The 13,713-nt window shown below is 66.4% G+C and carries 10 protein-coding genes; 4 read left to right on the top strand and 6 right to left on the bottom strand.

The features are described 5' to 3' along the window. Window positions 1-113 precede the first annotated feature (113 nt). From PV341_RS21745 to PV341_RS21735, 3 genes are all read right to left on the bottom strand, one after another. Window positions 114-839, bottom strand: coding sequence for a DUF4839 domain-containing protein (locus PV341_RS21745; RefSeq protein WP_500358759.1), 726 nt, complete (start codon window positions 837-839; stop codon window positions 114-116). A 310-nt stretch (window positions 840-1,149) separates the two neighbouring features. Beyond that, complete coding sequence (locus tag PV341_RS21740) at window positions 1,150-1,632, bottom strand: DUF4357 domain-containing protein (protein ID WP_500358758.1); 483 nt, start codon at window positions 1,630-1,632, stop codon at window positions 1,150-1,152. A gap of 423 nt (window positions 1,633-2,055) precedes the next feature. Next, entirely contained in the window at window positions 2,056-2,367 is a 312-nt protein-coding gene (locus PV341_RS21735; RefSeq protein ID WP_500358756.1) for a DUF3761 domain-containing protein, read from the bottom strand. 324 nt (window positions 2,368-2,691) lie between these two features. On the opposite strand from PV341_RS21735, the gene PV341_RS21730 reads away from it, so the two are divergent. Beyond that, window positions 2,692-7,998 carry a sacsin N-terminal ATP-binding-like domain-containing protein gene (locus PV341_RS21730; protein ID WP_500358755.1) on the top strand — a complete coding sequence of 1,769 codons (5,307 nt, stop codon included), beginning with the start codon at window positions 2,692-2,694 and terminating at the stop codon, window positions 7,996-7,998. Window positions 7,999-8,316: 318 nt separating this feature from the next. After that, on the top strand, window positions 8,317-11,169 hold the full coding sequence (locus PV341_RS21725; RefSeq protein WP_500358753.1) for a hypothetical protein: 2,853 nt from the start codon (window positions 8,317-8,319) through the stop codon (window positions 11,167-11,169). A gap of 198 nt (window positions 11,170-11,367) precedes the next feature. Here the strand turns inward: PV341_RS21725 and PV341_RS21720 are convergent, their stop codons facing one another. The 3 genes from PV341_RS21720 to PV341_RS21710 are packed head-to-tail and all read right to left on the bottom strand — an operon-like array spanning window position 11,368 to window position 11,922. After that, on the bottom strand, window positions 11,368-11,673 hold the full coding sequence (locus PV341_RS21720) for a hypothetical protein (protein WP_500358752.1): 306 nt from the start codon (window positions 11,671-11,673) through the stop codon (window positions 11,368-11,370). After that, on the bottom strand, window positions 11,673-11,825 hold the full coding sequence (locus tag PV341_RS21715) for a hypothetical protein (protein WP_500358751.1): 153 nt from the start codon (window positions 11,823-11,825) through the stop codon (window positions 11,673-11,675). The genes PV341_RS21720 and PV341_RS21715 overlap by 1 nt, the downstream gene beginning before the upstream one ends. After that, window positions 11,785-11,922, bottom strand: a complete 138-nt coding sequence (locus PV341_RS21710) for a hypothetical protein (protein ID WP_500358750.1) — start codon at window positions 11,920-11,922, stop codon at window positions 11,785-11,787. Before PV341_RS21710 ends, PV341_RS21715 begins: the two co-directional genes overlap by 41 nt. Window positions 11,923-12,391: 469 nt before the next feature. On the opposite strand from PV341_RS21710, the gene PV341_RS21705 reads away from it, so the two are divergent. Then, window positions 12,392-13,165 carry a hypothetical protein gene (locus PV341_RS21705; protein WP_500358749.1) on the top strand — a complete coding sequence of 258 codons (774 nt, stop codon included), beginning with the start codon at window positions 12,392-12,394 and terminating at the stop codon, window positions 13,163-13,165. 148 nt (window positions 13,166-13,313) lie between these two features. Further along, window positions 13,314-13,713: helix-turn-helix domain-containing protein (locus tag PV341_RS21700; protein WP_500358748.1), on the top strand; the 400-nt coding region annotated here is incomplete at its 3' end.

The following is a 13,713-nucleotide window of genomic DNA, read 5'->3' as shown; positions in this document are numbered from 1 at the left end:
CCCAGCAGGAGCAGCGCATCGCCAGAGCGTTGGGGACGTTTCCGCCAAGCCGTGGATGGCGGCGCTCATCGGACGGGCGCGCTGGTCCGTGATGACGCAGCTGCCCATCTTGACTACCGGACTTCCGTCGAGACCGGGTCGAGGTGGAAGAGGCACTGGTCCGCGTTGAACTCGCCCACCTCGGCGACGAAGCGGAACTTGTCGCCCGCACCGACGTTGGCGGGGATCTTCTTGCCGGTCAGTTTCAGGTCGGAGATGTTGACGTCCTCGTATTTGAAGGCCGGGCCGGCCGTCGTGTTCGGTCCCTTGTCGCCTGGGCCCAGGAGGAAGTCGTAGCGGGTGTCATAGTTACCGTGAGGCTCCATGTGCACGATCGAGCCGTTGAAGGCGACCGTCTGGCCCTCGTGCCTGATCGCGAAGTCCAGGTTCGCGTCGTCGCAATAGTCCAGTTTCAGCAGTGCCGCGAACTCCGGGTTGTTCTGAGGCGTGATCACCTGGGTGGCAGCCGACTTGGCCGCGGTCGGAGTCGGCGTAGTGGAAGGCTTCTTGCTCGCAGCGGCCGTCGAGTTGGCTGACTCGTTCTTCCTCTCACCTTCGCCACTGAGTGCAGCGGCCGTGCCGATGACGATGGTCAGAATCACGGCGACGGCGGCCGCCGTGCCGATCAAGAGCCGCGGCAGTGGCTTCTTCGGCCGACGGAAGTTTAGGGAGGAGCGAAGCATGCCCTGGGACTGCTCCACGAGCTCCCAGCCATCCTTCTGCATCCTCGAGATCACCGAACTGTCGGTGCCGCGAACTGCCTTCACGGTCTTGTACTCGTACTTGATCTCGTCGGCCATGTGGCTGCGTGCCCCCCAAATAGACTGTTCATATCAACCGCCTGGCGAGCATAGGGGACTCCGCGAGGAACTCGGCATCACCGGCGTCTCGGTCCCGAGCTCGCGATCCGGACCAAGGACCCATCAGGTGCTTCCACCGCTTGGATTGAGCGCGGCACTGGGAGCCTGTGGCGCGATCGCGCTGTCCGGTACGGCCGGCCGATGCCACGTCCCCCCGCGCCATCCTCGTCGACCGCGATGGCATGCACGTTGTAGTTCCGATAAGACTTCATACACGGTTGCAATAAGGCTGGCGCGTTGACGAGGTGGGTCAACTGCGTCGAAGAGAAGAGATGGGATTGCCGTCCTCGGTCTCCCACTCCTTCCATCCGTTCGCCGAGCCGCCGGTCAGAAGCTGGCCAGCGCCAGAGGGGGAGTCGCATATACGACCGTCCTGCAGTCGCAGGCGGCCATCAGCTGTCACGTAGGCCACGTACTCCGTAGCCGAGTTGGGTCGGCGCCACACGAGACGCTGGCCTGGGCGCAGGCGTCCGTCCACCAGCAGGTCACGCAGTTTGTCGTCATACTGCTGCTTCGTTCCGTTTCCGGAGCCCGAGTGCGCAGCGGATGGTGCTGGGCTGCTCGATAGGCGCGAGCCCGTGAAGGGGGTCCCGCTTGGGCGGCTCTTGACGTACCGGCGTCGGAGTACCTCGTTGATCGTTCTGTCGAATGGGGTCCGCAGTCGGTTCAGCGCCTGGTAGACCTCGTCGTCCAGCTCGACGAAGTGCCGGTCAGGAGTTGGGCCGTCGACCACCAGCCCCCCTCAGCTGCATGCTGATCCTTCGGATCAGCATAGGAGGCTGTTGTCCGCTGGGCAGCGGTTTCGGCGAGGCCGGACTGGCTACTACTGCGCCCCTGCCCCTCCTTGGGGCGGAGTCGGCGACGCTCGCCAAGAGCGCCGTGGCCTACAACGCGGGCACCTTAAGCCGGGGGCGGGAGGCCGGCGTGCAGTGGATGCGGGTCTTCGACGGCGCCGGGTGCGGGTGAACCAGCCACCAGGACCCCGACAAGGCCACCGGGTCGCTGCGCACCGTGGAGGACGCGGCCGCATGGCCGATCTCCCACCCGCGGTGCACCAGCGCCTTCGGGCAGGCCGCGTCCCAACGCGTTGCTGTAGGCAGTGGGCTTCAGACCGGGCGGGCTCTACTGGAAGTCTAGGGCTCTCGGTTTCCCCCAACTATCGTGCTACGCCGCCGTGGTGAGAACAGGCCCCTTGCTTGCCGATCGCATCCGACGTCGAACCGTCATTGCAGCGTCCCGTGGTGGGCGTCTCTTCGAGCTCTTCGGTCTCTTCGGGCTCCGCGAGCTCGTCGGACTCCATGGGCTCGGGGGTGTACCGCTCTTTCGCCAGCGTGCTGAGCACGGCGCCAGCCACGACGCCAGCGACGGCGCCGATGGCGTAGATGGTCGTCTTGTTCTTCCTGTACAAGCTCTTCACGCGCTCGATGGTGGACTCGTTGGGCTCGCTGGAAGCAGTCTGCTGGGTCATGGCGGCACCTTTCCGGTTCTGCGGGTCAGTGTGCAGCACTGGCAGGTGCGGCGTGTGGGAAAGCTGCCATCGGCCGGTCAGTCCCGCGCGGCACCTTAGGGCCACATGATTTACACCGGGACGCCGACAAGGTGCGCGTACGCAACGACGTCGGTGGTGCCGCCGTTAGCCCGCAGGCTGGTTGCCAGCCTGGAACGGCAGATCTCCCTAGTCAGCCCCGTACTTGGCGCGGGAGTGTCCGATGAGAGGCGGGCGTATCATGCCGGCTCGGCGGCGGTTGTGGGCGGGGTACCCGGGGGAGGCCGCCGGGGGAGGAGAACGCGGGTGAGCGGCGTGGCGCGGGAGGCGAAAGCAATCGAGAACTGGCGTCGGCTGGTGGTGGCCCAGGGGCTTAACCAGGCGCGACTGTACCTGGCGAGCCGTAGCTTGGGGCAGACGGACGCACGCGAGCTGAAGGGCGTCGCGGAAGGGACGGTACGCAAGGCCTATGCCGGGCGGACCGTGATCGAACTGCTGCAGAACGCCCATGACGCTCACCAGGCCGACCGTTGCGACGGCCGAGCGGAGATCAGGCTTCGCCCTGACGAGGGTGCGTACGGCGTTCTGTATGTCGCCAACGACGGGAACCCGTTGAGGGCGGAGGACTTCCGCGATATTTGCCGTTTGGGGCTGAGCTCGAAGGACCCAGCGACGAACATCGGCCACAAGGGCGTCGGCTTCAAAAGCGTGCGGCAGCTGTGTGACGCCCCCGAGGTGTACAGCGCCTCGCGCCCGGGCTCAGGGGTCTTCGATGGGTTCTGCTTCCGCTTCGCCCGGCCTGAGGACTTCGATGCAATTGCCTCGCAGCTCGCCCCCGATGAGGCGGGACTGGGGCATGAGCTGCGTGAGAACGTCAGCGCGCTGCGAGTGACCGTTCCGGTGGACGAGCTTCCGCCGCAGGTGGAGGACTTCGCCGCTCGCGGATACAGCACCGTGGTGCGGCTGCCGCTGCGCTCACCGTGGGAGCTGGGGGAGGCTCGACGGCAGATCGTCCAGATGCAAGACCCGGACGCACCGTTCGAGCTGTTCTTGGCACGGTTGGGAACCATCACCGTGACCGTCGACGGTGAGGTTGCCGGGGTCGACTCGCGCCAGTACCTGCGGGACGTCACTGCAGTGCTGTTCCGTGACGGGCTGCAGGTAGAGGAGATCACCATCCGCGACGGGCAGCGTCTCGTCGTGGTCACCGCCGACGTAGATCCCGCTGTGCTGACCGAGGCCGCCCGCGAAGGTCTGGAAGAGGGAACGGTCGACGACGCGCTTAAGAAGTGGGAAGGCGGCGGGCAGGTCCAGATCGCCGTCCCCGAAGGCGCGCCGCTGCCCGCAGGACGTATGTACAGCTTCCTGCCGATGACGCCCGAGGCAGGGGAACCGCTCGGCGGCTTCCTCAACGCGCCCTTCGACAGCGACCTGGCACGGCGCACGCTAAAGACAGACAACCCATGGAATCGGGCATTGATCACCCAGGCGATTGATGCCTGCGCCCGCGTGGCGGCACTGGTGCGGGGCAAGGAGCTGGATCTGGCAGATGGCACGCTGCTGGATCTCATGTGCTGGCAGAACTCATACCTGCCCGAACTGACCAGCGCCTGCGAGCAGGCCGGCGTGCCGCTGGGGGAACTTGGCCTAGTGCCGACACGCGGGCCGGGCCACAGGCGCATTCCTGTGATGCGGGCCAAGCAGTGGTTCGGTGACACCGAGTTCTTCAGCGCCGACGCGGCCGCCGCCGCCGGTGTGGCCGACCTCATCGACCCAGCGGTGGAGGAGGTGCGCGTCGAGCGGCTGAAGAGCCTGGTCCGAGCATGCGGCAGCACTCTGGCCCCTGGGGCGGAAGCCCTCGCAGGATGGGCACAGATTGTTGCGCGCCACTGGGCCGGGAGCGCCACACCCGAGCAGTGGGCCGGGTTCTACGGCGACCTGGCCGCCCTGTTCCCGGTCAACCATGCCCTGCTGCTCCACCAGGAACTGCTCATCTGCGCCGGTGGAGACTTGGCCGCTGCCGACGGAGGGCGGCTGGTGTTCTTCCCGCCGAGGCGTGCCGCAGGTACGGAAGATCCGCTGGGGGCTCTGCCTCGGCGGCTTGCCGCGCGTATCGCGGTCGTCGATCCCAAAGTTCCGCTCAGCGATACAACCCGCGTGTGGATGATCCGGGCGAAGCTGGCCCGCGAGTACAGCTCCGGCGTGCTGCTGCGGATCATCACGCAACTGATGGCTATGTACACCGATCCCGCGACGCTCACCGGGTGCCTGCACGTGGCGCTGCGCATTTGGCGAATGCGGCCGGCGGAAGGAGAGACTCCCAAGGAGCTGCGGGAGCTCCTGGTGCCAGTACGCAAGGGCTGGATCCCTGCTCCACAGGCGGTCTTCGGACCCGAGTGGGGCGAGGAAGAGCCTGCCAGATTCCTACAAGGGGCCGTCGAACGCGCGGCGGGGTTGCGGGAGCTGGAGGACCGGATCCTGCTCGGGCCAGAAGCGGTTGACGCCGGGGTCGGGGTCAAAGAAGTGCGTGATTTCCTGCGGCACGCCGGGGTCTGCTCTGGCTGGCAGCCCAACCTTGTCAGTGGCGGGCGCCTGGAGTGCAGAGGTCGCGAACTCCACGGCCCTGGGCCCAACACATTCTGGGGTCAGGGCGTACTTACGCCCGAACAACGGCTTGCCTGGATCAAAGGGGTGTCGGCAGCAGAACGGGGCGCTTACATCAGGAAGCTGTACCGGGCCGGTGAGCTGTACACGATGCCGGGTGGAAGCGCCCACACTTCCCTCGCGCCGCGCGATCGAAGGCGACTGGCAGAACTCCTGCTGGATGCAGTGCAGAGCTGGCCCGCCGAGTACCTGTACACCGTTTTCAAGAGGACCGACCAGGAGGGGTTCCACGGTGTGCGTTGGCCCAGCCCGGCAGCGGCGTTCTTGGCCACGGAGCCTTGGTTCCCCCAGACCACCCCGGGCCGCCGTGACGCCATCTCCTTCGTTCCCTTGCGTAAAGCGTGGGTGATCACGAACGGCCAGGTGCCCGCCTTCCTGCCCGCCCAGCCGCCAGCCCTGCGCTCACTGGTCACCCCAACGGTCCTGCAGCGGTTGACGCCTCTGGGGATCAGGCTGTGGAACGACGAGCGCACCGCCGCGGACCGCCTCGCCTACCTGACCGGCCTTGTCGCCGACCTGCCCGACTCCACTGCGGCCCAGACCCGCCACGCCATCCGCAGCGCCTATGAGGACGCCTGGCAGGACCTGCTGCCGGCCATTGCCTCTCGCCGTTCCAACGCCGTAGGTACCCCCGAACGCCTGGTCGTGGAACGTGGCGGCACCCTGGGCCTTGCGTCTCTGGGCAAGGAGATGATCTACACCCCCCACCGGGACGGCAAGGTCCAGGAGACCTCGCTGCGCGCGGCGCCGGTGGCGCTGCTAGCCATCCGCAGCACGCCCCTGGCCGAACGGATCCAGACCCATCTGGGGGACGGCGCCGACGGCCAACTGAAGGCCACTCGCGATGCGGCTATCGAGGCCGAGGTCGACGGTGTTCCTATAAAGGTCGCCCACAGCAACCCCTTGCCGGATGCCGCCGGCCCGTGGCTTACCGCCCTAATCCTCGGTCTGCTGGAATGGCAGAGCGGCGTCGACACAGCTCAGCATGCCCAACGCCTCGCCCGGGCCCGCAGGCGCCTGGCCACCGCCCACCTCGTCCAAGCCGGCGAGAGCCGCATCCTCATCGACAAACATCTCGTCCCGCCCGACTACCGGCCCCACTCCTTCCTCCACGATCCTGACGGGCCAGCGCCGCGAATCGTCGCCGTACACCCCAGCGCCCGCACCCTGTGGGACACACTGGAATCCGCCTGCGACGCCCTTGCCGCCCTAGTGGGAGCACCCGACCTGACGGACAGGCTCCGCGTCCGCCTCTTCCAGTTGCTCCGCAAGAACCCAGAGCAGCCCGACCGCACGACCCTGGACGACGTCGCCGAGGTCCTCGCCATCACCCGGACCAAGCTCGACGAGGTGCTCGCTGCCAGCGACCCCCATGCTCACATCGAACGCCTACACAACCTGCTGGCCTGCATCGACCCCAGCCTCGCAGCCACCCTCCACGACCAGCGCCACACCCTCGCCGCTCCCGAGGACCTTGCGACCTGGCTCACCCGGCACCTCCCGGACGCCGCGGACGACGTCCTGGCCCATCTGGACGACGAACTGCCCGACGCCCTAGGCGCCCTGAAAATCCCACTCGCGGACGCCAACAAGCGCCGCAGCGCCGCGAACCTCGACCCCCTACACAACACTGACGGCCACCAGCGGCGGGTGAACCTGTGGCTGCAGAAGCACGAGGACACCCTCGTCGGCCGCGTCCGCGACGCCTTCTGGCCTGTCTATGCTCGCGGCGAGGACCTGGCCGGCTACCTGCGCCTGCGTGAACTCCCCGGCCTGCGGCAGCCCGACCCTGCCTGGGCCGACACCTATTGGGATCTGCCCCCTACCGTCTTGGAAGCCCGCGCCGACGCCTGGGCCAAGCGCCATCTGCCCACCACCGGCAGCGAACACACCCCACCCCCGCCCAGACCGCTCGCCGAACTCCGCGCAACCAACCTCGCCTTCCTCCCCGATGCGCTGCGGAGCCTGGAACTGCGAATTGGCCAATGGCAGCGCAGCGGTGGCACCAGTGCGGCCCCTCACCAGATGCCCCCAGTGCAGGCAGTGGTGGAGGGCATGCACGCGGACGGCACCACCGACTTCACCGCTCTGAACACGGCCTCCCTCGCCTCGTGGCTGCACGCACACGGCCACTTGCCCGCCGGCATGCCGGCTACCTGGATTCCCGCCGTCCCTGCCCACACGCCCACTCCTGGCACCACGACCGTACCGGGCCTAGCGCCGGTCCCTGGCACTGCAACCCCACCCGGGCCAGTTCCCGTTCCTGGCCCCCGCACCTCGGCCGTTCCAGGGACACCACCACCAGCGACGACCACCAGCCCGAGTGCCGGGACCGCTCCGACAACACCTGCCGACCGGCGGACCCTGGGCGCAGCCATCGCCAAGGCCCTGACCCCCGCCCGTCTCGCCACCCGCAGCACGGCGCTGCCCGCACCCCGCCGCACTCCTGTCGCATCCCACCCCCGCCATACGGGGTCCGACACCGGCCGACGGGTGAGCGTTACTGGCCCTGACCTTGAGGAGACCGCCACCATCGGATACCTCGGCGAGATCGCCGCAGGCAAGTGGATCGAACACCACTACGGCGTGCCGCCCCGGCAGTCCTGGCGTTCCGGCACCCGCGCAGAGGAGTACGGCGACGGCATCGGAAGCGACATCCTCGGCTACGACTTCGTCATCGAGACCCCGCAGGGGCGGCACTACTTCGAGGCCAAAGCCACCAGCGGTGACGACCCCTCCTTCATCCTCGGCTCTTCGGAAATCCGCCGGGCCCAAAATCTGAAGGACGGAGAGCAATACACCATCCTGTTCGTCACCCATGCTAAGGATCCGGCCCGCATCCGCGTCCACGAACTCGCAAACCCGTTCAGTCCTGAGGGGGGCCGTTTCTACAACATCACCACCACCGCCGTCACCGCGCGCTTCACCCTGCCAACTGTCGGATCCTGACCAGCCGCACCGTTGCAGCACGTGATCTGCGGGCGGTGCTCGAGTACTGGCACGTGCGCAGACGAAGTGGATGCGACGCTCACGAAGTAGACCGTGATCTACAACTCGGAACGGTAAACCGGCCCGCGAGGCCGACAAGCAGTGGATAGATCGTCCACGGTGACGGATGGAGCCGGGCAGTCCCCGGTCCCGCCCGAGGAGTCCTATCCTGACCCATAACCGCTGCTGGTTGCCGCTACCCCACAACGCCGGGTGGCAACCACCCTTCCCCCACGCACAACGCCCAGAACCGTTCACGCCCGCCCACTGGAGCGCGTCATGGCTGTTGTCGACACCCGGCTCGTTCAGACTGCCGTCATCGACACGAAGGAATCGGATCAGCCAGTCATCCTCCCCGAAGAACCGCACAATCTCGATCGGTTCCGCCACCATTTCCAAGGCAAGCGATTCTGGTGCGGCACGCTGCTCGGCGGCTGTGGTGGAGAATTGATGACCAAGCGGTACGAGACCAAGGTCTGCCACTTCGCCCACTACCCAGACCACACAGGTACGGCTCCCGTCTGTCATCGCGTCGCGAACGGCGACGACAGCGCGGATCATCTCTTCATCAAGAGGGATCTGACCGCCTGGCTCAGAGCCCAGGGACACCGCGTTCAAGCCGAGCTTCGCAACCTCGGAACCGGCCCAGGCGATGCGGTCGACTTGTGGCTCCCGAAGACCCGCCAGCAGATGCGCTTCCAGCTCTGCCTCCAGGACTATCGGACCTGGTACCGGGCCGAACAGGAACTCAGCACTTCCTCTGAGCAGATGGATTGGTTTTTTGGCACCCAAGGGCCGATCTCGGCCAACATGCTGCAACGGCAGGGCTACGCATTCCGAGTGAAGTGCGAGACGCACGGCTCGGGCCGGCGTGTCTTGATCGGTGTCGAGCGCGCCGACCGGCCTGTTGCCTGGTCAGCACTTGACGACTGCCGACTCACCCCCGACGGGCTCGTCACGCCGGTGCTGGAGGAGCTGCTCAGCGACGGCACCGCGATCCAGCGCGGCAAAGGAGCCTGGGTCCGGCCCGCCACATTCCCCCTGCGCGCCGACCAGATCGTCTTCGCCATCGACGCCAAGGCGCCGACGCCCAAGCACTCGCCGCTCGCGGCCGAAGGCCGCTACATCATCACCGCGGACGTGAAGCCCGCCGGCAGCCGGATCATCCGAGCGCACGTGTCCCTCCCGCATGACGTCCCTATGCCGACCGAGCGGTACGTGTACCGGCTGTATGGAGTAGCCCGTCTCCTCCTCACCGATCTCGATCCGCAGGACGGCGTGCAGTGGGCGGTGCGCGCCGATGGCGTCGTTCAGCTCGGCGGCATTGAGGCAGAACGCACTGGTCTGTGGCGCCCAGGCGTCGCTCTTCCCCAACCGGAACGGCGAACGTCTGATGTCCCTGTTCCCGCCCAGCGCACGGGACAGACGGCGACCGCTTCCCACCCAACCAGCTCAGCGCAATCATCGAGTACTAGTGCCTCCGCAGGGCCGGATCCAGCAATGGTGAACCGGGTTCGCAAGGCGCTGGAAGACTTCGCCAGGCGGCGCACCCTCACGACGTGGGGCACGCTGGGAACGATTGCGAAGATCAACTTGGTCCGGCTGTCTCCGAGTGAGCGCCAGGACCTTCTCGTTGCAGTGGATCGTCCTGCCACCCCGGACAAGCCCGTCCTCTCGGCTCTGGTGCGGGACTCAGGTGGCCGTCCGCTGCCGGACATGAAGACGATCATCCGCAAGGTCGGGCTCCAGCCACCTGCCGATGAGGTCACCCTGAGACTCTGGTGCGACCGAGAGAAGGATCGCGCCTACGACTCCCACGGCGTGGTGCGTGTCCGCATGATCCCGGCCCGGCTTGAGATCGGTGCCGATGGCCGCGCATCCGAACCCGCAACGCCCCCACGACCCAAGAAGCAGCAGGTTAGGAACGATTCGCGACGCCCAGGGGTGTCGGAAGAAGGCCTGCTAGAACTCATTCGAGCTTTGGCACGTGGGCAAGAGTTGCTGCGTGCGACAAGTGGCCCGCACTACGCGAGATTGTCGAAGGCCATGAAAAAGGCGCGGGTGCGCCTCGATGCTCACCAAGCCGCCAATGCCAAAGGCGCAGCCCACGCCGAATGGCCGAAAGATCAGACTGATTCACTGAGTCATCACGCTCAGCTCCTGTTCCAGGCCATCAGGGCAACGGAGGACAGCTTCACCTCTCCGCCAGCCTTTGTTGCAGGGGCAGGGATGCCCGAGCCTCCGCAGCCGACTTTGCCGCCGGCCATGACCACGCCCGACTTCTCGTCGCAGCCGACCGAAGGGACCCTTCCCAAGTCGCCGAAGGATGCTGCGGCCGAGCGATTCGACTCGCTCGTCAATCAGTTCAGAGAGGCACAGCGGGTGCTTGATGTCGACCGGGCGGAGGAAATCTACCGGATGGCCAACCCCATCTACAGAACACAGCTGTCTCCTGCGGCCCAGCACCGAAATCAGGCGATCGTTGCGGAGATGAGGACGTGGGTAGGTGTTCAGCAGCCCAACCGCTCCTCGGCGCTTCTCAAACGCTGTCGGCGTCTGATCCACCAGATGCGGGAAGAGAAGGACACCATCAGTATCGACGGCTTGGCTGCCCTCGTAGTGGAAGCGGAGGCTTTGAGTCAACGCGTCACTCTGTCCGACGTTGACCAGAAGGGGCTCGCCAGGTGGCAGCGCCACCTTCAAGCGCGACGTGAGGCCGAGCAGCCTGCCTCAACCGGTGATCCGTTTGAGAACGAGCCCGTAGCTGACGGTGGGCTCTCCCGGTCAGAAGTTCTCCATCTTGCCTCCGCTGTCCGCTCCTTGTTGGAGCAGACCGCTCGGAGCCAGTCCCTCACAACATGGGGTGACCTACGGCGGCGACTGGGTGAAAGCGCCCTCCCGCGTCTTCACCCGGATGATCAGGGCGAGATCCTCGTCGCCGTCGACCGGGACACTCCGGCCGACGAACCCCTACTGTCGAGCCTTCTCGTCGTGGGAGACGGTGAAATTCATCCTTTGTACCGGCACGTTGCCTTCTCTCTCGACCGGGACGTTCCCCTCTCGGATGCGGCTCTCCGGAGTGAGTGGACCGTGGAGGTGCTGCGTCTCCGTGCGCTGTGGAAGCACCGATGACCATTCACCCGTCGGGCGTTTTCGCGGGGGCAGGGAAGGCCTCCCAGGCCGATTAGGCGAGCGGGAGTCGTGACGTCAGGCCCTTCTTCAACCGCGCATCGTTCTCCAGATTGTGGAACGTCACGTAATTTCCCACCAGCGGCGTCAACTTCCCCGCTCGCACGTTCGAAAGTCCCCCTCAGTGCTCGGGGGGTCATTTCACGGGAGGGGGTGTGCGGCTGTAGTGCGCCCCCCGGTGCCGTAGTGGGCAAGGTGCAGGGTCTCGCCGTCGACCTGGAGTTCTGCCGGCGGAGGGTTGGGAACGGAGATCCGCGGGTGGGAGTGGCCGTCGATGCGGATGGGCTCCCGGGGTTGGTTCCAGCAGTCCGCCCATTCCTGGGCCCGCTCGCGGGTCCACGGGTTCTGCAGGGTCCGGGGGGCGGCCGGGTCGTGCAGGTGGCTGTTGAGGCTGCGGACGAGACAGGCAGCCAATGTGAGGGGTCGCATGGCGACTCGGGCGGCCATCAGTCTTCCCTGGACTTGGGGACGTGGACGATCACCAGGGTGGAGGCGCCGGTGCAGGTGACGCCGTGCCCAGCGTCTTCGACGATTTTGATCAGGTAGTACTGCACCTCCTCAACGGCGGCGCGGCCGTTGCCCTTTTCCGCCGAAGCCATCGTTCCACTTGTCGAGGTCAATAACGACGTTCACCAGGACGCCGACGGTGATGGTGCCGCTGGTGGCGTCCAGGTGCGGCGTGTGGGTGTTGCTCATGGGGCAGTCCTCCAACTTGTTCAGCAGACGCTCGCACCGGCCCGCGGTGCGAGGCACGGTGTCGTTCGTGAGTTAGCTCTCCGGTTCAACTTGCCTGGGCACGGAGGACAGGGTCGGCGGTCTGCCCGTGGTGTGGGTGGGGGGACTCGGCGCGGCTGGCCCGTTCAAAGCCCGCCTCGTCGACTGCCGGTGCCCAGATGACTCCCCTACCTTTCTGCACCTCCCCAGGTGCTGCACCGGGCAACCGCCCTGACGTTGGATGCCCTCGTCTCATGCGCGCAGCCAGCCAATCACTTGGAATCGATCTTGCATGACGCTGCCAGGGCGTATGCCCCCGTTCTGTTCGAGGTCGAACTTTCCCTTGATGGTCGCGTTGATCGACCCGCTGACTTGCCGCATGGCCCGGCAGAGACTCTGAGATCTCACAGCCCTTGGGCAGTGTCAGTGGCAGGTGCCATCATCCCGAGACGTGAGCAGAGACGACAGCGACGAAGCGTACGTGGTCGACCTGTGCAACCAGGTCCTTGAGGAAGCAGCGCTCACGCAGCACAAGTTCGACTGGCTGCTTGGTGACCCTGGCACGAGTGGCCGAGAGGCCAAACTGCCAGTCGATGCCTTCTGGCCCGGCCACCATCTGGTGGTCGAGTACCGGGAAATCCAGCACGACCAGCCGGTTCCGCACTTCGACAAACCCGACAAACTCACCGTAAGCGGCGTGCATCGCGGCGAACAGCGAGCTATGTACGACGCCCGCCGCGACAGCCAGATTCCAGCGCGCGGACTGCGACTCGTGGTGATCCGGCCTGGGGACCTCGACGCCGACAGCCGAGGCCGGCTGCGGCGAAACCGGGATTCCGACCTGGAGGCCGTGCGCAAGCTCCTCGCCCGGACCAGCGACGAAGACCGCGTGACCGACGCGTTCCGACGGTGGCTGGTCTCCGAGGGGTGGACTCCGGTCACGCCCTCCGACCGCTGGACAGACATCGAAGCCGTGCGCGGTGAAGAACGTCTGATCTGTGAGGCAAAGGGCCGCACCAGCGAGAAAGGCGTCGACGCCGACATTGCCTACGGTCAGCTCCTGCGGCGAATGACAGACGAGACCACGACCAGCCGGTTCGCCCTGGTCGTGCCGACGTCCTCCGTGAAGGCAGCCGAGCGGGTCCCGCCCCATGTCCGCCGTATGCTGCGGATAGACGTGTACGAGGTGACGGACGAAAACCAGGTGCTACCCCGTCCGGCATAGTCGCCCCCATCCCAAGGGGTCGTGGTGCCCGGATCCGCGCGTGGACATCCTCGCTCCGGCTGCGCAGCTACCCCTTGGAATGAATCATCTAGTGTCCTGAGTCGTTGTTTCGCTGCGTAAGTCGGTGGTGGTTCGTCATGATGGGCGGATGGCGAGGACGGGACGGCCGAAGGCCGAGTTGGTGCTGACCGACGATGAGCGCGCGACGTTGACTCGGTGGGCCAGGCGCCGGACGTCTTCGCAGGCCCTGGCACTGCGGTGTCGAATCGTGCTGGAGTGCGCGAGCGGGGCGTCGAACAAGGACGTGGCTGCCCGGCTGGATGTGGAGGCGCATACCGTCAGCCGGTGGCGGGGTCGGTTCGTCCGTGACCGGCTGGAGGGGCTGACCGACGAGCCTCGCCCTGGTGCCCCGCGGAAGATCACCGATGAGCAGGTCGAAGAAGTGATCATCAAGACGCTGGAGACCACCCCGAAGAACGCCACGCACTGGTCGACGAGGTCGATGGCCGCCGAGGCGGGCCTGTCGCAGTCGGCCGTCTCCCGGATCT

Source organism: Streptomyces sp. PA03-1a (assembly GCF_033792805.1).
Lineage (GTDB): Bacteria > Actinomycetota > Actinomycetes > Streptomycetales > Streptomycetaceae > Actinacidiphila.
The sequence above is the reverse complement of the archived record's forward strand: the minus strand, read 5'-3'. Positions and strand labels throughout refer to the sequence as shown.

What these genes read in the sequence shown, in the direction of transcription:
- PV341_RS21720 (WP_500358752.1), bottom strand. Translation starts at nt 11,673, where the DNA reads ATGGCCGCCCGAGTCGCCATGCGACCCCTCACATTGGCTGCCTGTCTC.
- PV341_RS21745 (WP_500358759.1), bottom strand. Translation starts at nt 839, where the DNA reads ATGGCCGACGAGATCAAGTACGAGTACAAGACCGTGAAGGCAGTTCGC.
- PV341_RS21735 (WP_500358756.1), bottom strand. Translation starts at nt 2,367, where the DNA reads ATGACCCAGCAGACTGCTTCCAGCGAGCCCAACGAGTCCACCATCGAG.
- PV341_RS21710 (WP_500358750.1), bottom strand. Translation starts at nt 11,922, where the DNA reads ATGAGCAACACCCACACGCCGCACCTGGACGCCACCAGCGGCACCATC.
- PV341_RS21715 (WP_500358751.1), bottom strand. Translation starts at nt 11,825, where the DNA reads ATGGCTTCGGCGGAAAAGGGCAACGGCCGCGCCGCCGTTGAGGAGGTG.
- PV341_RS21725 (WP_500358753.1), top strand. Translation starts at nt 8,317, where the DNA reads ATGGCTGTTGTCGACACCCGGCTCGTTCAGACTGCCGTCATCGACACG.